The sequence below is a fragment of the Mammaliicoccus sp. RAM2 genome (assembly GCF_045897195.1).
In the GTDB taxonomy this organism is placed as follows: Bacteria; Bacillota; Bacilli; order Staphylococcales; family Staphylococcaceae; genus Mammaliicoccus; species Mammaliicoccus sciuri.
In genome coordinates this window covers 257030-279347 of record NZ_JBJNWI010000003.1, presented here as the reverse complement: position 1 = coordinate 279347, position 22318 = coordinate 257030, and the positions used below count along the sequence as shown (strand labels likewise).

Sequence of the window (22318 nt, the reverse complement as noted above, 5' to 3'; positions counted from 1 at the left end):
TTTATGACGATAAGTAAAGCGACCATTCTAGGTGCAGGTACAATGGGTAGCCAAATTGCTGCACTATTAGTGAATGCAGGTTTAAAAGTAAAATTATTAGATATAGTAATCGATGAAAAAGACCCGAATAAAATTTCTAAAAAAGCATATGATGTAATTACAGACGCTAAAAGACCTTTATTATTCGATTTAGAATTTGCATCTAATTTATCTTACGGTAATTTTCAAGATGATTTAATAGGTGAAGATGATGCAGATATTTATATTGAAGCGGTTAAAGAAGAATTAGATATTAAACATCAAGTATGGAAACAAGTTACTCAAGTTGCGAAAGATAATGCGATATTTGCGACGAATACTTCAGGTATTCCAATTGAAGCAATATCTAAAGCATTTAGTGATCAAGATAAAGAAAGATTTTTAGGATTACATTTCTTTAATCCACCTCGCATTATGAAACTTGTAGAGGTCATTCCGAATCGTAATACGTCAGATGCGATTGTTGAAAGAACACAAGTATTTGCTGAAGAAGTACTTGGTAAAGGTGTTGTCGTTGCGAATGACGTGCCTGGATTTGTAGCGAACAGAGTCGGTACACAAACGATGAATGACATTATGTATCGTGGCGAAGAACAAGGATTTTCAATTATTGAAGTAGATGCTTTAACGGGTAGAGCAATTGGTAGACCGAGTACCGGAACATATGGTTTATCTGACTTAGTTGGTTTAGATATAGCCGTTACTGTTACGAGAGGACTCCAACAAGTGCCTGAAGAGCAACCGTATTTCAAAGATACTAAAGTTGCCGATACACTTGTCAAAAATGGCTCGTTAGGTAGAAAAACGAAACAAGGTTTCTATAAAAAAGATAAAAAGACAAGACTTGTTTACGATATAGAAAGTGATTCGTACGTACAACCTGAACCGCCTAAATTCGAAATTCTTACTAGATTTAGTAAAGACTTAAAATCCAATTTAGATGTCATTTTTAATGCTGAAGATGATGCAGGTAAATTCTTATGGGAAACATTAAGGAATAATTTCTATTATTCAGCGATTAATGTTCCTAAAGCTGCAACTGACTTTAAAGATGTAGACCGTGCGCTTGTATGGGGATTTAACTGGAAAAAAGGACCATTCCAACTTTGGGACTTAATGGGCTTTGACCGTGTTAAAGATAGAATGAAACAAGAACTCGGTGAATTACCTGAATGGATCGAACAACAAAGCGGTGACTTCTATAAAGAAGGCGAATCAATCGAACGTGTCACACCGACATCAGCTTTTATTGACCGTGAAGTTTGGAATAGAGAAGATTCTAATTTATCAGTAGCAAATAAAGATCAATTATTACTTAAAATTCAAAGTAAAAATAATATTATATCTGATGGCTTTGCGAACGACTTAATAGAATCGATTGATTTATTAGAACAAGAAGATTATACAAGCATGGTTATATATGCAGATGGCAATAATTTCAGTGTCGGTGCAAACTTGTTCTTAATGAAACAAGCACATGAAAGTCAGAAAGTAGATGAATTAGTAGGTCCGGCAATTGATAAATTACATGAAAGTTTCGGAAGAATGAAATATTCACTAAAACCTATCGTAACTGCAGTTCATGGTAGAGCTTTAGGTGGCGGTTGTGAAGTTGTCTTACACTCACCATTTATCGTTGCTGCGAGTGAAACATACATTGGATTAGTTGAAACTGGTGTAGGTCTATTACCTTCAGGTGGTGGATTAGCAGAGTTTGCAGATAGAGTACTTAGAACAAATCATAAAAATGATGATAAACAAGCATCGATTACGAAAGTATTAATGAATGTCGGTTTAGCTAAAGTATCTACAAATGCATACGAAGCTAAGAGATATGGTTATTTAAGAGATATCGATACAATCATTTTCAACAAAGAAAGACGTGTTGAAGTTGCTTTAAATAAAGCGAGATATGAATCTGAAACAAACTATATTCCTAAACCTAAAGCTCAATATCCAGCGCTAGGCAGAGATTTTAAAGCTTTAGCACAAGCTGAACTAGATGCGCAAAGAATTGGTCACTTCATTAGTGATTATGATTACGAAATTACTTTAAAAGTTGCACATATACTTGCAGGTGGAGATTTACCTCGTAATACGTATATTAATCAACGATATATTCAAAAGCTTGAACGAGAAGGCTTTTTATCTCTACTCAAAAATGAAAAAACATATGATCGTATCACGCATATGTTAGAAAAAGGTAAACCATTACGTAACTAATGAAGTGTTGAATAAGAGAGGATGGATATCAATGCAAGAGGCATATATAGTAGCATACGGACGTTCTGCAGCAGGTAAAGCTAAACCAGGTGGTGCATTATTTCATGAAAGACCTGATGAAGTTGCAGCTCAAGTATTAAAAGGTGTACTCAATCGTGTGGGTGGTACATTTGATGGAAGTATGGTTCAAGATGTTATCGTGGGGAACTCTTTTCCAGAAGGATTACAAGGTCAAAATATTGCACGTTCAATAGCATTACTTGCTGGATTACCAAATGAAGTTCCTGGACAAACGGTTAATCGTTATTGTTCTTCAGGCTTGCAAACCATTGCGATAGCAGCAAATGAAATTATGTCTAAGCAGGCAGATGTGCTTGTAGCAGGTGGCGTTGAATTAATGAGTGCCGTACCAATGGGGGGTAATGAGCCAACAAATAATCCGGAGTTACAAGAAGCGGATACAGGTGTTTCTTATCCTATGGGACTAACGGCAGAAATGGTTGCTGAAGAATATAAAGTTTCAAGAGAAGAACAAGATGCTTATGCAGTTGAAAGTCATAAAAGAGCATCAGAAGCACAAAAATCAGGTAAGTTTGAAGATGAAATTATACCAATTGAAGTGCATAAAGTTAAATACGATGAGAATGGTCCAAATGTGACGAAAGAAATATTTAAACAAGATGAACTCATTCGTCCAGAAACAGATTTAGAAACATTATCTAAATTAAGAACAGTATTTAAAGCTGACGGCACAGTTACAGCAGGTACATCGGCTCCACTTACAGACGGAGCAGGATTTGTTGTATTGATGTCAGGCGACAAAGTAAAAGAATTAGGTGTTAAACCAATTGCTAAATTTGTAGGATTTAAAGCAGTAGGTGTAGACCCTAAATTAATGGGCATAGGACCAGCTTATGCAATACCAGAAGTATTAGAATTAACAAATTTATCAGTAGATGATATCGATTTAGTAGAACTCAATGAAGCATTCGCTTCACAAACAGTAGCATCTATAAACGAAGCAGGGTTAGATATTAATAAGACAAACGTTAACGGTGGTGCAATAGCACTCGGACACCCACTCGGTGCTACAGGTGCTATGTTAACAGGTAAGCTATTGTCAGAAATGAGTAAACGCCCAGACTCCAAATACGGTATGGTAACAATGTGTATCGGCGTCGGAATGGGAGCAGCTGGCATATTTGAATATGTTAGATAATATTTATAAAGCATTCGATAATACGGTCGAATGCTTTTTTGATGGTATAAGGTGGGTGTGTTGGAGATTTGGTGGGAGAGGTGGGGGATTCTTGGCTTAATGGATGAGTAAAGCCAAGAGATGGATGAAGTCATGGCTTAACGTGTGAATAAAGCCAAGAGATGTATGAAGTCGTGGCTTAATGGATGAGTAAAGCCAAGACATCTCTACATATCTCATCTCAAACAAAAAAAGACGAGACATACATTTTGTCTCGTCCTCCAGTCACTACTTTTCAATACTTCTTTTCCTATGATTGTTTATTATATTTTTCTTTTTCTGCTTCTCTTAATTCAACGCGGCGTATTTTGCCTGAATTAGTTTTTGGTAGTTCGGATACAAATTCGATTGCTCTTGGATATTTATATGGGGCGACGTCACTTTTTACGTAAGTTTGTAGTTCTTTGACGAGTGCTTCGTCGCCTACGATATCATTTTGTAAAATGACAAATGCTTTGACGATATTGCCTCTGATTTCGTCTGGGCTTGCGACGACTGCACATTCTTGTACTTTCGGATGTTTAGTAAGTGAATCTTCTACTTCGAATGGTCCGATTGTATAACCTGAACTAATGATAATGTCATCTTCTCTTCCTTTAAACCAGAAGTACCCATCTTCGTCTAATCTTGCGCGGTCTCCAGTTACATAATAGTTTCCACGTTTTGATTTTTCGGTACGTTCTTCGTCTTTAAAATAGCCTTGGAATAATGATGGTGAATCTAATGATACGGCAATGTCTCCTGTGGCACCGTTAGTTATTGGGTCGCCATCTTCGTCTATTACGGTTACATAACTACCTGGTATTGCTTTACCCATAGCACCTGGTCTGCTTTCTGTATCTTTTAAAAATGCGATAAGTAATGTATTCTCAGTTTGGCCATATCCATCTCTTACTTTAATGTTGAAGTTATGATTGAATTGTTCGATGACTTCTTTATTTAATGGTTCGCCAGCTGATACTGCACTGTGTAAATGTTTCAATGTATAGTCTGAAAGATTTGGCAGTTTAGCCATTAATCGGTATTCAGTAGGTGTACAGCATAATGCGTTAATTTGATGTTTTTCGAGTAAGTCCAAATATTTAGCTGCATTAAATTTACCATTATAAACAAATGCGATGGCGCCAGAACCTAATATTGATAGAAATGGACTCCAAATCCATTTTTGCCAACCTGGTGCTGCAGTTGCCCATACAGTATCTTTGTCTGTAATACTTAACCAATGTTTTGGCGCTGTTTGGATGTGTGCAAATCCCCATCCATGTGTATGTATAACAGCTTTTGGTAATCCAGTTGTACCAGATGTATATGATAAAATTGCGATATCATCACGTTTTGTTTCATCAACTGTAAGTTCTAAGCTTGCAGTTTGTATTGCTTCATCGATAGAAATCCAATCTTGTTGTTTAGAGCCTACAATAAATTTAGTGAGTTGATCATATTCTTGAATATTTTCAAATTCGCCTGTACATTGATCGATTACTACGACTGCATTGACTTCACCATGCGTAATGCGATGTTGTAAGTCTTTAGTTCTTAACATTTCTGAACTTGGAATGATAATAAGCCCAAGTTTAAGTGCAGCAATGTATACTTCATATGTTTTTATTGAGCGTGGCATCATAATAAGTACTTTGTCGCCTTTTTGAAGACCTTGTGCTTTAAAGATGTTGCCCACTTTATTTGAATTTTGTAGAAGTTTAGCGTACGTAATCGTTTCTACGTTGCCATCGACATCTTCGAATATAATGGCTTCTTTCGTTTCATCTACTGCATGTCTTTCGATTTCATTAACAATATTGTATGTTTCTGGTGCTATTAAGTCTGATCTATTCATGTTAATCTCCTCGTTTGTTTAAGATATTGTTTTATTTTAACAGTGAATAATCATTAATACGAATAAATGAAACTATAGAATATTTTAAATAGTCAAACTATTGACATTTGTTGAAAATAAATATATGTTATAAAAGTATATAAAATTTCATAGCATCTAAACTTTAGCAAGTGGCTAATCGATATTGGCTAATTGAAAAAGTAAAAACGTTGCAATGACTCACGATTAAAAATTTCAAAAAGATTACATATAAATAATAAGGAAGCAATTAAAATAACGGTAAGCGTTAGTTTGATTGAAGCCGACAATTAAAGCAAATCTGCACGAGAGGTTTGTTTTAAATTGTCGGCTTTTTTTATTGCTTTTAACAGAAAAGGAGCGACCGACATGACAGGTTTATTAGTATTATTTTTTATTTCAATTGGATTAGCGCTTATAAGTAGCATCATATATTTACTGCCAAAAGTGGCAAAGTCATATATTAATGTTCACTTAGTAATCGCATTTATACCAGTGATTATCGCATTAATAGGCTTGTGTATGACAAGCGGAAATACATATATAGGATTTTGGCATTTAGATAAATTGTCATGGTTGCTCTCACTCTTTATTTTGAGTATTGGTCTTATTATTCAAAGGTTTTCCGTACGTTATTTAGATGGAGATGCACAGTATCGTAAATATTTTTCATTATTTACTTTTATGACAGTGTTTGCTTCGATTGCATGGTTAAGTAATGATTTAAGATTAATGGCGATATTATGGGGGTTAACATTATTTTGTTTAACGCGTTTAATCGGTTTAAACAAACAATGGCACATTACGAAACGTTTAGCGAAAAGTACTAGCATGATCTTTATCGTTAGTTGGGTTGCTTTAGTAATCGCGATTATACTGATATACAATGTAACGGGTGAATGGCAACAGTCTACTATATTTAGTGAAAGCCAACTTGACCAATTTGATTCGTGGCAAGGTGTGGTTATTCAGTTGATGTTAGTGATATCGGTCATCATTCCAGCAGCTCAGTGGCCATTTCATAGATGGCTAATAGAATCTGTAGCGGCACCAACTCCTGTTTCAGCGATTATGCATGCTGGTATTGTAAATGTAGGTGGTGTTATTTTAACGAGATTTGCACCGATTTTTACAAATGAATGGATAATTGGGTTACTTATCATTATCGCAACGATTTCAGTATTGATGGGAGCGGGCATTAGTTTAGTACATGTGGATTACAAAAGGCAGTTAGTAGGTTCAACGATTGGACAGATGGGCTTTATGCTTATCCAATGTGCTTTAGGTGTTTATTCAGCAGCTATCGTTCATCTTATGTTACATGGATTATTTAAAGCGACGCTATTTTTACGTTCTGGTTCTGCTGTAAGAACTTTTGATATGCCTTCAAGAATAAATGAAAGTGTGTCTTATATATGGGTTCTAGTTGGTCGATTATTATCAATTATGATTGGTATTATCTTTTGGCTTATGGATCCAACAAGTAGTTACCAAATCATTAGTGCACTTATATTAGCTTGGTCATTGTCTGTTTCATGGACGCAACTTGTCGCATATGGTGAGGGCAAGTTAGGTAGAATCATTGGATTATTAGCACTATTAATTGTTGGTTTATCTTACTTTGGTGTACATCATTTATTCCATGATTTGTTACATCAATACGCTACAAGTGTGAATCATACACCTATATTTGCAGTCATTATCATGATTGTATTGCTTTTAATAGGAAGTGCACTGAACTTGTGGGTTGCAAGAAATCATTCATCTAAAATTGTCACGATTATATATTTATGGATTGTGCATTTAGGTGAATCGAAAGTGCAAAATATTGAAACACATCCACGCTATTTGAAAAATCATGAGTTTAAAGGAGGTTATCAGCATGACGCAAACAATTGAATCACAAAATGACATCACATATTCAATTAAAGAGGCGAGTCGTGTCATAACACCACTTTCTCCTATTAATATATTTGCAGCAAGACATCCTTGGGCAAGCCTAGAAGATTGTACTTTTGAAAATGTCGCGAGATGGTTTCAAAAGGTACAGAATGTCGATTTGTATCCGAATGAAAGTTTATTATTTGCTGCAATTGAAAAAGGAGAAATTAAACAGGAATATATAGAAGAACGGTTATCAGCATGGCTATCGAATGATAATACGCCATTAAATAAAGTGATGTTAAGAGAATACGCTGAAAGTATCTTGTTTAATAGAACTCACAAAGTAAATCTTACTGAACAAGATCAAAAGCAATTAAGAACATCATTAGAAAATGTTGAACTGAGTAAACAAAAAGAGGATGACATTATTTTAAGTACGCGTATTGAACAATATTCTGGACAGGCATATTTAGATAAGTTGGATGCACAAATGATTAAGTGGAGTAAATTATATCTTGATGATAATCAATCAGGATGGGCAATCCATAAAGATGGTAAAGGTTTCTTCAAAAATTGGAAAAGGTTAGCTCATTTGGATCCATCTTTATCGAAGGCAGAAAGGCATAAAATAAAAATGCTACCATCAACATCTATTGAAACAATTGAAAGTTGTTTAGACAAACTTGGTATATCAGAAGCACAAGTACAATCATATCTTGAAATACACTTGTTGGCTTTACCAGGATGGGCAGGTATGATGCTTTGGAAAGACGAACGTTTAAACTTGCTGACGGATTATTTAGCCATAAGATTGGCTTTGGAATGGACATTGATGAGTGAACATGCTCAAGAGCAACAACATACTGAAGAAGATATGTCTCAAGTGCTATCTTGGTTTGAAAGTGGAATCTTAACGTTGGAAAATTGGTTCGCATTATCTCAAGGTGAACGAGAAGATTATGTAACATTTGCGCATCAATTTGATCGCATTACACAACATAAATTATTGCTAGAAGCTTGGGAAGATACGTATGGGTCACAATTACAAAGTGAAATTCAATCTCATTTCCATCATGAAGATGATAAAGCATTTGTCGAGGCACAGCTCGCTTTTTGTATTGATACACGGTCGGAACCTTTTAGAAAACAATTAGAAATGGAAGGTCCTTTCGAAACGATTGGTATTGCAGGATTCTTTGGACTACCAATTGAAAAGTGTGAACTCGGACATCAACATACACACAATGCTTTACCAGTAATGAATAAACCGCAACATAAGATTTATGAATACGAAGATGCACATCAATCCAATCATTACGTTGAAAAGAAAAAAAGTATTTCGTCAATATTTTATACATTTAAAAAAATGAAACAAAATGTATTACCAAGTCTATTGCTTCCAGAACTAACAGGTTCATGGCTAAGTGTACAAACGATAGCGAGAAGCTTTATGCCTAAACGTACGGGAGATTTGGTCAATCGATTTAATAAAAATCTTATGAATAAACCGGAAACGAAACTTTCTATAGATTATGCGTCAAATCGGTTTGGTGATTTACCTATTGGGTTTACGAAACAAGAACAGCTTACTTACGCACGAGAAGCATTGAAATTAATGGATTTAACGGAAGATTTTGCGCCATTAGTTGTCATTTGCGGACATGGTAGTCATAGTGCAAACAACCCTTATGCAGCTTCATTAGATTGTGGCGCGTGTGGTGGATCAGCGAGTGGTTTTAATGGAAAAGTATTAGCGACTTTATGTAATTTGCCTGAAGTTAGAGAAGGACTCAAAAGCAATAACATTATAATTCCGGAAGATACAGTTTTTGTTGCTGCTGAACATAGCACGACAACAGATCAATTAGAATGGCTTTATGTACCCGAACTCTCGAATCAAGCTGAGCGTGCTTTAGAAAAATTAAAATCAGCTTTGCCTAAAGCTAGTCAAGAAGCAAATCGTTTAAGACTTGAAGATATTCCGGGCATGGAACATTCAAATGCACAATCCACAACTAAAGCAGAACAGTTAGCAAGTGACTGGAGTGAAATCCGACCAGAATGGGGATTAGCTAGAAATGCAACGTTTGTTATTGGTAAGAGAACATTAACAGAGCAATCTCAATTAAATGGTCGTGCATTTCTGCATAATTATGACTGGATGAAAGATCATGACGGTGAAATTTTAAATACAATTTTAAGTGGTCCAGCGACAGTTGCACAATGGATTAACTTACAATATTATGCTTCAACGGTAGCACCTTACTATTACGGAAGCGGCAATAAAATCACACAAACGGTGACGAGTGGTATTGGTGTTATGCAAGGAAATGGTAGTGATTTACTGACAGGTCTTCCTTGGCAATCAGTCATGAAAGCTGATGGAGAATATTATCATGCACCGATTCGATTATTAGTTGTAATACAAGCGCCGAATGATTATATTCGTAAATTACTCAATGAAAATACCGCGCTTAACACAAAAGTTAAAAATGATTGGTTATTGCTATCAAGTATAGATGAAAATGGTGAATGGCATAAATGGTAAATAAATGGTAAATAAATGAGCAGGACAACAATTTATGTCCTAGACTCGAGAGGATGTATAATATGAATGATGAAAAAAATATACTCATACTATCTGATTTAAATACACATCTAGAAAGCCAACTTGTTGAATCTTTAAATTTCAACCCTAATCATGTTATGTCGATACAAAGCTATCAAGCAGAAATTTCGCATGCATATGGTGATGTGATGCGATCTATTATTATCGCGATTTATGAATATGATATAGAGAATATTTATATCATTAGAAAGTCAGACGATAAACAGGTTATCGCATTACCTGAAAGTGTTAAAAGTCATACAGAAAAAATTAAAACACTCGATTACTTGTTTAATAACTGTAAGCCTGAGTTTAGTAGTGACAATATTCATGAATGGTTAAATGGTGAAAGTGATATTCACCAAAGTATTAAACAAAGTATTCATCAAGTTTCTAATCATCCACTTATACCATCTGGTATTACAATAAACGGTATGACCATTAATCAAAGCAATATTGAAACAATTGCTGAATATTTAACATAAAGCAAAATAAGCATTAAGGAGAGACAAATATGGAAATGACAAAAGGAGCATGTGAATCAAAAATTAGTAAAGCCATTACACAATGGGAAAAAGAATATTTAGGTAGAGGATCTCTATCTGTAAAGACAGATATTATTAGAGATATGATTATTGTTGATTTACAAGGTGTGCTTACACCTGCAGAGTATAGCGTTTGTGAAACGCAAGAAGGTTTACTGAGTATAAAACGTACACGTTCAAAATTAGTAGAATCAGATATGGATCATTTATATCAAATGATATTTGAAATTACACAACAAGACGTCAAAAGTTTCCATACAGATTTAAGTTCACGAACAGGTGAACGTATGATGATTTTTAAAATGCATCATAATATAGAAGAACAATTTAATAAATAATTGCCAGATATCTATAATGAAAACCTTTTAAAAATTAAGTAGCAAAGAATAATCATAATTTTAATAAAAGTTAATTAAAAATTTACATTAGCTTAACAATTATAGTTTATTATTCACAATGGTTACAATAACTTTAAAGAGGTGTGTTATGGAACTCTCGGCTTTACAAATGATTTTTACATTCATCGGTGGATTAGGTATCTTCCTATACGGGATTAAACAAATGGGGGATGGATTACAAGCAGCAGCAGGCGATAGATTAAGAAGTATATTAAATAGATTTACAAGTAATCCTATTATGGGTGTACTTGCAGGTATGATCGTGACAATTTTAATACAAAGTAGTTCAGGAACAACGGTTATCACAATTGGACTCGTAAGTGCTGGATTTATGACGATGCGACAAGCAATAGGTGTTGTCATGGGTGCCAATATCGGTACGACGGTCACAGCGTTTATTATTGGGATTAACATTGGTGAGTATGCTTTACCAATACTAGCATTAGGTGCGTTTTTAATTTTCTTCATTCAAAAAAGAAAAGTTAAAAATATCGGTATGATTTTCTTCGGATTTGGATCACTATTCTATGGTCTAGAATTAATGAGTGGTGCAGTGAAACCACTTGCTAATTTAGAAGGCTTTAAACAAATTATGTTAGATATGTCTTCTACTCCGATATTAGGTGTACTTGCAGGTACATTTGTGACGTTAATCGTTCAAAGTTCAAGTGCAACGATTGGTATTTTACAAGGGTTCTATGCCAATGATTTAGTTTCATTGCATGGTGCATTACCAATCTTATTAGGTGACAATATTGGAACGACGATTACAGCTGTATTAGCAAGTTTAGCTGGCTCTATCGCTGCTAAGCGTGTTGCGATGGCGCATGTTATGTTTAATGTTATCGGTGCAGCAGTATTTCTATTAATATTACCATTCTACGAAATGACAATGGAATGGATTCAACACGCTATGAATTTAAATCCAAAAATGGTTATAGCATTTGCACACGGAACATTCAATGTAACAAATACAATTATACAGTTACCATTCATCTTCGCACTAGCTTGGATTGTAACGAAAATCATTCCTGGTGAAGATGTAAATGAAAAATATAAACCGAAATATCTTGATAATAATTTAATTAATCGAGCGCCTAGTATCGCACTTCAAGAGGCTCAAGATGAAATTCAAAATATCGGTAAAATGACTGTTTCAATGTTGAATAATGTTGAAAATATTGATGAAAAAGCAATTAAAAAGCATAAAGATAAACACCTTGCAGTAGATAATATGTATGATAATGTTCGTCAATATTTAAATAAATTATCTGAGAAAAAACTATCAGCTAAAGATGCTGAAAGGCTATCTGTTTTATATGATGTTAATAGAACAATATTGAAAGTATCAACTTTAACAGAATCATACTTAGAAGAATTGCAGAAGAAACAATCAGCTGATATTCAAATTTCATCAAAAGCAGAAGAAAGCATTGAACGATTATATGATCATGTAAAAATTTCATATGAAAAAACGTTTGAAGTATTTGATGTTTATGACAATCTTAAAAAAGACGAAGTTGTTAAGCGAAGCCAAGATTCATATGTACTAGAGCATGACTTACGTAAAAAACATATCAAAAGATTAAGCTCTGGCGAATGTTCACCAGAAGGTAGCCTTGTATATATCGACATGATATCAATTCTTGAAAGAATTGGTTACCATTCACGAAATATATCAGAATCCATGATTAACCTCGGAGAACATTCATACACACAAACAACTGAAGTGAAGATATAAATAAAATAAAAATAAATACCACCTCATTTCACTGATTTAATCAGTTATAAATGAGGTGGTATTTTTATAATTTGCGATTTTGGTCTTGGTCTTTTATTTCAAATAATTCACTTGCTTTTTCTATTTATCATACTGAAAATATTTTTAACTTATGAAAATATATTCAGATGTAAAATATAAGTGTCTTTGCAAGTGTTATTCGTTGGTGTTTATTGTTTTTTATTTTAACATAGTTATATAAACAAAAATGTAAGCGATTGCTTAATGTTATTAAATTGAGCATAAATACATAAAAGGGGTTGTACATATGAGTTTGAATGTAGGAATTATTGGTTGTGGTGGTATTGCGAATGGTAAGCATTTACCGAGTTTACAAAAAATAAACGAAGTGAACATTGTTGCTTTTTGTGATATCGATATTGAAAAAGCACAAGTAGCAGCTAAGGAATATGGTACAGATAATGCGAAAGTTTACGAAGATTACCAATCACTCTTAAAGGATGATGCTATTGATGTCATTCATGTATGTACACCGAACAGTTCTCATAAGGAATTAACGGTTGCGTCATTAGATGCAGGTAAACATGTTATGTGTGAAAAACCTATGGCTAAGACGACAGAAGAAGCGCAAGAAATGATTGAAGCGGCTAAACGTAATGGCAAGAAACTTACGATTGGTTATCAAAATAGATTTAGACCTGACAGTCAATATTTACATAAAGCGACAGAGCGTGGCGACTTAGGCGATATTTATTTTGGAAAAGCGCATGCTATTCGTCGAAGAGCAGTACCGACTTGGGGTGTCTTCTTAGACGAAGAACAACAAGGTGGTGGTCCTTTAATTGATATAGGGACACATGCACTCGATTTAACATTATGGATGATGGATAATTACGAACCAGAATCAGTAATGGGTTCAACTTTCCATAAGTTAGGTAAGAAAGAAAATGCAGCTAATGCATGGGGACCATGGGATCCTGAAAAGTTCAAAGTAGAGGACTCAGCTTTCGGTTTTATTAAGATGAAAAATGGTGCGACAATCATGCTTGAATCAAGTTGGGCGTTAAACTCTTTAGAAGTAGATGAAGCAAAATGTTCATTATCTGGTACTGAAGGTGGTGCCGATATGAAAGATGGCTTAAGAATCCACGGAGAAGACTTTGGTTCTTTATATACAACGCAAGTAGAACTTGAGAATAAAGGCGTTGATTTTTATGAAGGCGAAAAAGTAGATGAAGCTGAAGTAGAGGCACGTAGTTGGATTGACAGTATTCTTAATGATACAGAGCCTGTTGTGAAACCAGAACAAGCAATTGTGATTACACAAATATTAGAAGCACTTTATGAATCAGCTAAGACTGGTAAAGCAGTATATTTTGACTAAAAAGGGGTTTTATTAATGAACATAACAGTATGGAATGAATATAGACACGAAGTAGAAAGTGAAGAAATTAAAGCAGTTTATCCTAATGGTATTCACAATGTAATTGCTGAATTTTTAGGTGAAGAGCACGACGTTAAAACAGCAACATTAGATGAAGCAGAACACGGATTAACGGATGAAGTATTAGCTGAGACTGATGTCTTGTTATGGTGGGGTCATAAAGCACATGATGAAGTGAAAGATGAAATCGTCGAAAAAGTAAAAGCACGTGTACTAGATGGTATGGGTCTTATCGTGTTACATTCTGGACATTTCTCTAAAATATTCAAAAGTTTGATGGGTACGACATGTGACTTAAAATGGCGCGAAGCAGATGATAGAGAGCGACTTTGGGTAGTTGACCCAACGCATCCAATTACAGATGGATTAGGGCAATATATTGAATTAGAAAAAGAAGAAATGTACGGCGAACACTTTGATATACCGGCACCAGATGAAACAGTATTTATCAGTTGGTTTGAAGGTGGAGAAGTGTTTAGAAGTGGTGCGACATTTAAGCGCGGAAACGGAAAGATTTTTTATTTTAGACCGGGACACGAAAGTTACCCTACTTATTATAATGAAGAAATTCAACAAGTTATTAAAAATGCTGTTAAGTGGGCGAAAAATGATCGCACACCAAAACATCAATATGGTAATGCACAACCTTTAGAAGAAATTAGCAAGAAATAAAATAGGAGATTATATTTATGGATAAACTTAAACTAGGTGTTATAGGTGTCGGCGGTATCGCACAAAACAGACATATACCAGCTTTACAAAAATTAAATCACTTAGTTGAAATTGTTGGTGTACAAGATATCAATCAAGAGCTCGCTAAAAAAGTATCATCACAATTTCAAATTCCAAATGTCTTTTCTGAATATGGGGAGATGTTTAAAAGTGTAGATGCGGTCGTCATATGTACTCCGAATAAATTTCATGCAGAAATAACAGTTTCAGCGTTAAATGCAGGTGTACATGTATTTTGTGAGAAACCAATGGCTATGAATCGCGAAGAATGTGATGCAATGATTGAAGCGGCAAATCAATCCGGTAAAGAGCTCGCAATAGGCTATCATTATCGGTTTACAGATGCGGCAATAACAGCCCGTCGTGCAATTGATGAAGGTGTTGTAGGTGATGCGCTTGTAACGAGAGTACAAGCATTGCGTCGAAGAAAAGTGCCGGGCTGGGGTGTGTTTACAAATAAACAACTTCAAGGTGGAGGCAGTCTAATTGATTATGGATGCCATTTATTAGACCTTGCTTTATGGTTACAAACAGATGCGAAACCAGTCGAAGTATTAGGTAAGACATACAACCGTTTGAGTAAGACACCTAATCAAATCAATGATTGGGGAACATTTGATCATGAAACATTTGAAGTAGATGACCATGTTTCATCATTTATAACATTTGAAGATGGTTCAACGATGCAGTTTGAATGCTCATGGTCTGCGAATATTAAAGAAGATAAAATGCACTTAAGTATGTCTGGTGTAGATGGAGGCATTAACCTTTATCCATTTGAAATTTATCAACCTCGATTTGGTACATTTTTCAACGAACAAGCATATGCTGATCATAATGAAAATATTGCTGCAGAACGTCAGACTTTAAACTTTGTGAACAGTTGTTTAGGACTAGAGTCGTTGGTCGTGAAACCTGAAGAAGCTAGACGCGTGAGTGCATTAATAGATGCAATTTATGAAAGTAGTGAACAAGTAACGAGTGTTAAAATAAAATAAGGGGTGTTACATATGAAAATTGGTGTATTTACAGTACTTTTTCAAGATAAAACGTTTGAAGAAATGTTAGATCATGTTGCAGAATCTGGATTGAAAATGGTCGAAATCGGTACAGGTGGGAATCCGGGTAACCATTTTTGTAATGTAGATGAATTGTTAGAAGATGAAAGTAAGAGACAAGCATTTATGGACGCTATAAAGAAACGTGGATTAGAAATCAGTGCATTCAGTTGTCATGATAATCCTGTTTCACCAGATGAAGAACATGCTAAACAAGCACATGAGACATTTATTAAATCGGTAAAATTAGCTTCAATCCTAGGTGTCCCAGTTGTTAATACATTTTCAGGTATACCAGGATCAGATGAAGACGCTAAACATCCAAACTGGCCAGTAACACCATGGCCAAAAGCATACTCAGAAATATTAGAGTGGCAATGGGAGAAGAAGTTGATACCTTACTGGAAAGAAGCGGCGCAGTTTGCTAAGGACCACAACGTTAAAATAGGGATTGAACTACATGCTGGATTCTCAGTACATACACCACATACACTTTTAAAACTTAGAGAAGCGACAAACGATGCTATTGGTGCGAACTTAGATCCAAGTCATTTATGGTGGCAAGGCATTGATCCGATAGCAGCTATTAAAATTTTAGGTAAAGCTGGTGCGATTCATCATTTTCATGCAAAAGATACTTATATCGACCAAGAAAATGTCAATATGTACGGATTAACAGATATGCAACCGTATAGTTCAGTTCAATCAAGAGCTTGGACATTCAGAACAGTCGGTTATGGACATAGCCCACAAGTATGGGGAGATATTATTAGTGCATTGAGAATCAATGGATATGATTATGTCGTGAGTATAGAACATGAAGACCCAATCATGTCAGTAGAAGAAGGATTCCAAAAAGCAGCACATAATTTACAAACAGTGAATATAAACGAATCGTTAGATAATATATGGTGGGCATGAAGAAAACCATGGTTTCAGCTTGGGTGCTGATACCATGGTTTTTATTTTTGAGAGGGGGTGAATCTATGGGGGATGGGGGATCAGTAGATTCACTTTTCAAAATTAGAAATATAGGAAAACATATAGTCATTTTATAAATTTGGGCTCAAGTCTTGGCTTAAAGAGGTAGTAAAGCCAAGAGATCGCTTAAGTCTTGGCTTAAAGAGGTAGTAAAGCCAAGAGATCCCCCAAGTCTTGGCTTAAAGCAGGAGTAAAGCCAAGAGATTGCCCAAGTCTTGGCTTAAAGTAGGAGTAAAGCCAAGAGATTGCCTAAGTCTTGGCTTAAAGAGGTAGTAAAGCCAAGAGATCGCCTAAGTCTTGGCTTAAAGAGGTAGTAAAGCCAAGAGATCGCCTAAGTCTTGGCTTAAAGAGGTAGTAAAGCCAAGAGATCGCCTAAGTCTTGGCTTAAAGAGGTAGTAAAGCCAAGAGATTGCCTAAGTCTTGGCTTAAAGCAGGAGTAAAGCCAAGAGATCGCTTAAGTCTTGGATTAAAGCAGGATTAAAGCCAAGAGGTTGCCTAAGTCTTGGCTTAAGGAGGTAGTAAAGCCAAGAGATCCCCCAAGTCTTGGCTTAAAGAGGTAGTAAAGCCAAGAGATCGCCTAAGTCTTGGCTTAAAGTAGGAGTAAAGCCAAGAAGAGCCCAAATTCTTTGATTAAGAAGGTACTATTCTATAAATAAAAATAACTTTTATGTTTCCCCTTCTTTTTAAAATGACGTTTACATACTCTTCTGATAGCATGCGCATCCGCACCACACCACAGTTCTGCTTCTTTCAATGTAAACGGCCCATTTTTTAATACGTATAATTCTTTTAAATTTTCTAAGTAGAGTAACTGTCTCTGTATCTGTCTTGAGCAATACATGCAATGACCGAATCTCATCCGTTTTTCTAATTGTATTTGGTTGATTTTACGGCAATGTGGGCATCTTAAGCCTGGTTTGATTTGTTCGAATGGAATTATATGTCTAGGGTAGGTCTTCGAAAAATCTTGTTTAAGTGTTTTGATTTTATTGAGGATGGCTCTATTTTCGTCTACTTTAAAATTATTAAATAGCTTTGGAATTTTGTGTAACTCTGTTGGTAACAGTACCTGTTTACGATTAGGTATGTCAGAGTGAAGTGTAAATGTGGGGTTTGTAAAGACGAGATAAGATATTATATCTCGTTTAATATTGAGATGTGATTTAATCAGTTCGAGTTCATATTCGGCTCTTTTCATTTGTAAAAAAGGGGTTTGGAATATATTCCCGTAACTATTTTTCATTTGATTATCGATGATATAGTAGTCGCCTTTATAGTGTTTGACTTCTAAATTGATTATCATATCATCATCTACAATGAGGAAATCGAGTTGAATTTTGTTCTTTATATTTAATTCAATGTTATGTACATAATTTAACTTAAGTTCTTGTTCTAACATTTGTTGTACAATTTGTTCACCTTCTTCACCTTGGATTTGTCGATAAATTTCTTGGGTGTCTTGATTGGCATCTATTCGACCAAAGATTGCCTTATTATAGCGTGTGAGTTCCATCTATCAACCTCCTATTTTTTTACATTTATTATATATAATATTCCACTAAAATACAAATAAAAACATTTTAGAAACCATTTATCCTGATTTCCAAAATGTTTTTACCATAACTTATTTGAGTTTTTCAGCTAATTCGATATATATGCCTTCTGGACCCTTGATATAACACAATTTATACATGTCTTCGAATTGCGTAATTTCTCCAATCACATTGGAAGATGTTGCGGCCAATTGTTCTACAACTTGTTCAATATTTTGAACTGAAAATGCAAAATGACTAGCGCCTACATTTCTTGGGAAATGTATAGATTTGTTGGTCGTTGATGATTGGTCACGAAATTGTATGAGTTCTATAGCTGTTTCATCGTGAGGAACTTTCATCATAGCAATACTTGCTTCTAAAGCATCTACACCATAAATATTGTCGATCCATTCACCGTTAATATTTTGTTCTCCGATCAGTTCCAATCCTAACGTAGTAAAAAATGCTTTAACAGATTCTAAATCTTCAACGATAATACCTACATGGTCCATTTTATTTAATTTCATGTTTACATCTCCAATTCAGTTAATAGTTATATTATAACTATTATATCTGTTGAGACGGTTATTTCCTAACAGCATGAACAATATAATTCATATCTTTTTTATATCGTTTCATTGTTTTAAACATATTAAAGAACATAGATCGATTTTCTTTCTTTAAGGCATTTTTAATAATTTTAAATGTACCTAGAACACCTTCATCTCGTATCATGCCAGCAGGTGTCATAAGTGTTAATGTGCCGATGTGCGATTCTATTTGTTTGAAACCAGCATCTTGATAAAGTTTGTACCACTCTGCTGTTGGTAGTGGGGTTACTTTCACGTTAATGGCATCACTTAAATGATAGATGATTTCATCTTTAGATTTAACATTAATAATTGCGATATCATGTGTTAATACGATGCCGCCAGGTTTCAAGACACGATAATATTCTTTTAATGCTTGTTCTTTCGCTTTGATTGGCAACATTGTAAGCATCGCTTCATTTAATACGATATCAAATTGTTCATCTTCAAATGGTAAGTTCATCGCATTAGCTTTTTGAACATTAATTAAATGAGATAAGTTTGCAGATGATACATTTTTAATGCCTTTTTCTAGAGCTTTAGCATTTAAGTCGACACCTTCAATTCTGCAACCGTAAGTTTTCGCAATTTGCATAGCTGTCGTACACATATTGCATCCAACTTCTAATACATATTTATCTCTCGTAAAATGGCCTTTTTTAATGAGCCAATCTGTCGCAATTTTTCCACCAGGTCTTAATCGTTTCTTACCTAACTTTGCTAAAAATGTATGTCCAGCTTCTTTTTTCATAATGAATCATTCCTTTAAAAAGTTTTTAAAGTAGATGTTTGTATTTCTTGAATAATACGTGGTTTTCTAAATGAACATGTTCATGTGTGTCGTGTTCTAATTGTTCTAAACGTTGATAGACAAGTCTCCATGTTCCACATGCTTCTAGAGGTGGTTGGTAATCATTTGTGATGGCACGTATCTCTCGCAATAATTGTCCTGCTTCGTCATGGTCATCAACTAGGGATTTAATGGTTTCGTTTAATTGATTAACTTGTTTACCTGCTGATACATCTAAAAGTTTAGGGAACGACTGATGATCTTCTTCGTCAATATGTTCTAATAATGCAGACTTCAATTTAGTATATAAGTCCTTTAGTTCTAATAAATATGGATGACTTGGACCGTGAACTTTAGCCAACTTTGTAACATAAGGTGTTAAGTTTTGGAACTCAGTTCTCAATGCTTCATGATATCGAGATTGAATGTACTGAATAAGTGAAGCAGCATCTAAATATTTAATATCAATTCCACCATTTTGTTGATCGACAGGTATGCTATTGAGTTGATTTAACAATGTTTCTAAATCGACCTTTTTATTATTAGACACAGCTTGATCAATGGATACATCACCTCCACAACAAAAGTCGATACCGTATTTACGGAAAATATCAGCAGACTTTGGAATATCTGTTACGACATCAGCAACATGACGCTCTTTAGTAATCATGTAATGACCTCCTTTAAAATAGTTACCTTCTATATATCTCAATTATATTATATGAGAAGCATTCTCAGTATTAGGGAATTCCATGAAAATAACATAAAATTGTAAAAATATTGTATGAAAAGATGTCGATAAAATTTATTTCGATATATCGCTTGACTCTTTTCGATATATCGGATAATATAACGATATATCGAAAAGGAGAAAGGTGATTATATGTTTAGAAGAAATTTTGAGGGAAGATTTAACAATCACAGAGGCCATATGATGAATCGTGATGGCTTTGATTTTGGAAAAGGTTTTGGCGGTCATCCGGGAAAAGATCGTTTCTTTAAGAAAGGGAACTTACAATTTATTATCTTAAAAATGTTAAAAGAAGAACCGAAACATGGTTATCAAGTCATTAAAGATTTAGAAGAAAGATTTAAAGGATTCTATGCACCAAGTCCTGGTTCTGTTTATCCAATTTTACAAATGTTAGAAGATAGAGATTTTGTATCAATTTCTAAAGATGGTAGTAAAAAAGTTTATACAATTACAGATGAAGGCGAAGTATTTTTAAATGAAAACATCAATCAAGATGAATTTACGAAACGATTAGAAGGATTCCAAAATGTTGATATTAAAGCAATGGAAGATGCACGAAATCAACTTAGAGATTTATTTAAAGAAATTATGTTAGCAGGAAGAGAAGCAGTGGAAGATGATGAGAAAAAAGCGAAATTCGAATCATTTATAAATGAAACAAAAGAAAAAGCAAAAAACTTATATAAAAATTAAAAAGAAGGTAAAAATGTTGAAAAGCAATAAAAATAATAAAGTCGCAATTATAGGTGGCGGTCCTGGTGGCTTAATGCTCGGTTTGTTACTACAAAAACAAGGAATTCCATTTACTATATTTGAAAAAGGTGAACGTGATATTAACGGCAACAGAGGTGGTTCATTAGATATTCACGAAGAATCAGGACAATTGCCGATTAAAGAAGCTGGTCTTATTGAAACATTTAAAAGTATGGCAAGATTTGAAGGCGAAGATACAAAAATTCTTGGACCAGATGGCACATTGTATTTTGAAGATGATGCTGAAGGTGAAGGCGGAAGACCAGAGATTGATCGTGGCGAACTTTGCGATATGATTCTTAACGAAATTAATCCAGAAAACATCCGTTATCATTATGAATTTAAAGCAATCGAAACGTTAGATAATCATAAAGTGAAAGTTACTTTTAATCATAATGTGAGTGAAATCTTTGATGTTGTAGTAGGTGCAGACGGATCCTTTTCTAAAGTGAGACCATTTATTACAGAGCAAGAAATCAGCTACACAGGCATATCAATGGTCGAACTAAACATTTCTGATGTGAAACAACAATTTCCAGATTTAGCTGCTTTTAATAAGAATGGTAAAATAATGGCGCTTGGCGGGGATCAAGCTATACTTGGACAATTAAACGGTGATGGATCGATTAAAGTTTATGTCACTTATCGCATGCCATATAAAGATTTAGATACGTATAAAGCTTTGTCACCTGACCAACTAAAATCACGTTTATTACAAGATTTTAAAGATTGGGATAAAGAGCTGTTAAAATACATTTCATATGCCGATGATAAAGTTCTGTTTAGAAGAATTTATAAATTGCCAATTGGTTTTAAATGGGAACGTCAATCGAATTTGACATTGTTAGGTGACGCTGCTCACGTTATGAGTCCATTCGCTGGTGAAGGTGTTAATACAGCTTTATATGATGCGTATTTATTAGCACGTGCATTTAAAAATCATGACAATTTAGAAGATGTGATAACAGCATACGAAGATGAAATGTACAAAGCTTCTGAAGAGCACGCACAAGAATCTCAAGATAATTTAGATTTAATGTTTTCAAATAATGCTGCTGAAAAATGGGCAGTATATTTACAGATGTAGAACAAATGTCATAAAAATTCTTACTGTGTAGATGATTAATTTA

The 22318-nt window shown here is 34.5% G+C and carries 18 protein-coding genes; 13 read left to right on the top strand and 5 right to left on the bottom strand.

Annotation, left to right across the window (positions count from 1 at the left end):
• The first annotated feature begins 3 nt into the window (after nt 1-3).
• Together ACJTHF_RS06450 and ACJTHF_RS06445 are read left to right on the top strand one after the other, a co-directional pair.
• Nucleotides 4-2262, top strand: a complete 2259-nt coding sequence (locus tag ACJTHF_RS06450; RefSeq protein WP_078355289.1) for a 3-hydroxyacyl-CoA dehydrogenase/enoyl-CoA hydratase family protein — start codon at nt 4-6, stop codon at nt 2260-2262.
• A gap of 31 nt (nt 2263-2293) precedes the next feature.
• Nucleotides 2294-3481 carry a thiolase family protein gene (locus ACJTHF_RS06445; RefSeq protein WP_058592116.1) on the top strand — a complete coding sequence of 396 codons (1188 nt, stop codon included), beginning with the start codon at nt 2294-2296 and terminating at the stop codon, nt 3479-3481.
• Nucleotides 3482-3770: 289 nt separating this feature from the next.
• Here the strand turns inward: ACJTHF_RS06445 and mbcS are convergent, their stop codons facing one another.
• Entirely contained in the window at nt 3771-5357 is a 1587-nt protein-coding gene (gene mbcS / locus ACJTHF_RS06440) for an acyl-CoA synthetase MbcS (RefSeq protein WP_106417379.1), read from the bottom strand.
• Nucleotides 5358-5744: 387 nt separating this feature from the next.
• Between mbcS and ACJTHF_RS06435 the strand changes: the two genes are divergently transcribed.
• The 9 genes from ACJTHF_RS06435 (at nt 5745) to ACJTHF_RS06395 (ending at nt 16706) form a co-directional block, all read left to right on the top strand.
• Nucleotides 5745-7274 (top strand): NADH dehydrogenase subunit 5, encoded by a 1530-nt coding sequence (locus ACJTHF_RS06435; protein WP_232156913.1) that lies wholly within the window; start codon nt 5745-5747, stop codon nt 7272-7274.
• Nucleotides 7258-9807: a DUF2309 domain-containing protein gene (locus tag ACJTHF_RS06430; protein WP_078355286.1), complete on the top strand. Its 2550-nt coding sequence runs from the start codon at nt 7258-7260 to the stop codon at nt 9805-9807. The genes ACJTHF_RS06435 and ACJTHF_RS06430 overlap by 17 nt, the downstream gene beginning before the upstream one ends.
• A 62-nt stretch (nt 9808-9869) precedes the next feature.
• Nucleotides 9870-10352 carry a hypothetical protein gene (locus tag ACJTHF_RS06425; RefSeq protein WP_048540501.1) on the top strand — a complete coding sequence of 161 codons (483 nt, stop codon included), beginning with the start codon at nt 9870-9872 and terminating at the stop codon, nt 10350-10352.
• Between the two features lie 29 nt (nt 10353-10381).
• Nucleotides 10382-10750 (top strand): DUF2294 domain-containing protein, encoded by a 369-nt coding sequence (locus ACJTHF_RS06420; protein WP_048540502.1) that lies wholly within the window; start codon nt 10382-10384, stop codon nt 10748-10750.
• 148 nt (nt 10751-10898) lie between these two features.
• On the top strand, nt 10899-12551 hold the full coding sequence (locus ACJTHF_RS06415) for a Na/Pi cotransporter family protein (protein ID WP_078355284.1): 1653 nt from the start codon (nt 10899-10901) through the stop codon (nt 12549-12551).
• 307 nt (nt 12552-12858) lie between these two features.
• The gene (locus ACJTHF_RS06410; protein ID WP_084756035.1) at nt 12859-13935 is read left to right on the top strand and encodes a Gfo/Idh/MocA family protein; all 1077 of its coding nucleotides are present in this window, start codon (nt 12859-12861) and stop codon (nt 13933-13935) included.
• A gap of 15 nt (nt 13936-13950) precedes the next feature.
• Nucleotides 13951-14667: a ThuA domain-containing protein gene (locus ACJTHF_RS06405; RefSeq protein WP_025907242.1), complete on the top strand. Its 717-nt coding sequence runs from the start codon at nt 13951-13953 to the stop codon at nt 14665-14667.
• A gap of 17 nt (nt 14668-14684) precedes the next feature.
• Complete coding sequence (locus tag ACJTHF_RS06400) at nt 14685-15725, top strand: Gfo/Idh/MocA family protein (protein WP_232156911.1); 1041 nt, start codon at nt 14685-14687, stop codon at nt 15723-15725.
• Between the two features lie 12 nt (nt 15726-15737).
• Nucleotides 15738-16706, top strand: a complete 969-nt coding sequence (locus ACJTHF_RS06395) for a sugar phosphate isomerase/epimerase family protein (RefSeq protein WP_119469336.1) — start codon at nt 15738-15740, stop codon at nt 16704-16706.
• 706 nt (nt 16707-17412) lie between these two features.
• Here the strand turns inward: ACJTHF_RS06395 and ACJTHF_RS06390 are convergent.
• From ACJTHF_RS06390 to scdA, 4 genes are all read right to left on the bottom strand, one after another.
• A complete protein-coding gene (locus ACJTHF_RS06390; RefSeq protein WP_048540508.1) occupies nt 17413-18279 on the bottom strand; it encodes a nuclease-related domain-containing protein in 867 nt (288 codons plus the stop codon).
• Nucleotides 18280-18390: 111 nt separating this feature from the next.
• Nucleotides 18391-18828, bottom strand: coding sequence for a VOC family protein (locus tag ACJTHF_RS06385; RefSeq protein WP_078355279.1), 438 nt, complete (start codon nt 18826-18828; stop codon nt 18391-18393).
• A 58-nt stretch (nt 18829-18886) separates the two neighbouring features.
• On the bottom strand, nt 18887-19642 hold the full coding sequence (locus ACJTHF_RS06380) for a class I SAM-dependent methyltransferase (protein WP_088592117.1): 756 nt from the start codon (nt 19640-19642) through the stop codon (nt 18887-18889).
• A gap of 25 nt (nt 19643-19667) precedes the next feature.
• Nucleotides 19668-20351 carry an iron-sulfur cluster repair di-iron protein ScdA gene (gene scdA, locus ACJTHF_RS06375; protein ID WP_078355277.1) on the bottom strand — a complete coding sequence of 228 codons (684 nt, stop codon included), beginning with the start codon at nt 20349-20351 and terminating at the stop codon, nt 19668-19670.
• 213 nt (nt 20352-20564) lie between these two features.
• Here scdA and ACJTHF_RS06370 point away from each other — a divergent pair, with 213 nt between their 5' ends.
• Together ACJTHF_RS06370 and ACJTHF_RS06365 are read left to right on the top strand one after the other, a co-directional pair.
• Nucleotides 20565-21128 (top strand): PadR family transcriptional regulator, encoded by a 564-nt coding sequence (locus ACJTHF_RS06370; RefSeq protein ID WP_107609250.1) that lies wholly within the window; start codon nt 20565-20567, stop codon nt 21126-21128.
• Between the two features lie 13 nt (nt 21129-21141).
• Entirely contained in the window at nt 21142-22275 is a 1134-nt protein-coding gene (locus ACJTHF_RS06365; protein WP_232156907.1) for an FAD-dependent oxidoreductase, read from the top strand.
• Nucleotides 22276-22318 lie beyond the last annotated feature (43 nt).

Bases quoted from the DNA above. Each gene is read 5' to 3' on its own strand.
- ACJTHF_RS06420 (WP_048540502.1), top strand. From the start codon at position 10,382: ATGGAAATGACAAAAGGAGCATGTGAATCAAAAATTAGTAAAGCCATT.
- ACJTHF_RS06390 (WP_048540508.1), bottom strand. From the start codon at position 18,279: ATGGAACTCACACGCTATAATAAGGCAATCTTTGGTCGAATAGATGCC.
- scdA (WP_078355277.1), bottom strand. From the start codon at position 20,351: ATGATTACTAAAGAGCGTCATGTTGCTGATGTCGTAACAGATATTCCA.
- ACJTHF_RS06445 (WP_058592116.1), top strand. From the start codon at position 2,294: ATGCAAGAGGCATATATAGTAGCATACGGACGTTCTGCAGCAGGTAAA.
- ACJTHF_RS06365 (WP_232156907.1), top strand. From the start codon at position 21,142: ATGTTGAAAAGCAATAAAAATAATAAAGTCGCAATTATAGGTGGCGGT.
- mbcS (WP_106417379.1), bottom strand. From the start codon at position 5,357: ATGAATAGATCAGACTTAATAGCACCAGAAACATACAATATTGTTAAT.
- ACJTHF_RS06410 (WP_084756035.1), top strand. From the start codon at position 12,859: ATGAGTTTGAATGTAGGAATTATTGGTTGTGGTGGTATTGCGAATGGT.
- ACJTHF_RS06430 (WP_078355286.1), top strand. From the start codon at position 7,258: ATGACGCAAACAATTGAATCACAAAATGACATCACATATTCAATTAAA.
- ACJTHF_RS06435 (WP_232156913.1), top strand. From the start codon at position 5,745: ATGACAGGTTTATTAGTATTATTTTTTATTTCAATTGGATTAGCGCTT.
- ACJTHF_RS06415 (WP_078355284.1), top strand. From the start codon at position 10,899: ATGGAACTCTCGGCTTTACAAATGATTTTTACATTCATCGGTGGATTA.
- ACJTHF_RS06380 (WP_088592117.1), bottom strand. From the start codon at position 19,642: ATGAAAAAAGAAGCTGGACATACATTTTTAGCAAAGTTAGGTAAGAAA.
- ACJTHF_RS06405 (WP_025907242.1), top strand. From the start codon at position 13,951: ATGAACATAACAGTATGGAATGAATATAGACACGAAGTAGAAAGTGAA.
- ACJTHF_RS06425 (WP_048540501.1), top strand. From the start codon at position 9,870: ATGAATGATGAAAAAAATATACTCATACTATCTGATTTAAATACACAT.
- ACJTHF_RS06395 (WP_119469336.1), top strand. From the start codon at position 15,738: ATGAAAATTGGTGTATTTACAGTACTTTTTCAAGATAAAACGTTTGAA.
- ACJTHF_RS06385 (WP_078355279.1), bottom strand. From the start codon at position 18,828: ATGAAATTAAATAAAATGGACCATGTAGGTATTATCGTTGAAGATTTA.
- ACJTHF_RS06450 (WP_078355289.1), top strand. From the start codon at position 4: ATGACGATAAGTAAAGCGACCATTCTAGGTGCAGGTACAATGGGTAGC.
- ACJTHF_RS06370 (WP_107609250.1), top strand. From the start codon at position 20,565: ATGTTTAGAAGAAATTTTGAGGGAAGATTTAACAATCACAGAGGCCAT.
- ACJTHF_RS06400 (WP_232156911.1), top strand. From the start codon at position 14,685: ATGGATAAACTTAAACTAGGTGTTATAGGTGTCGGCGGTATCGCACAA.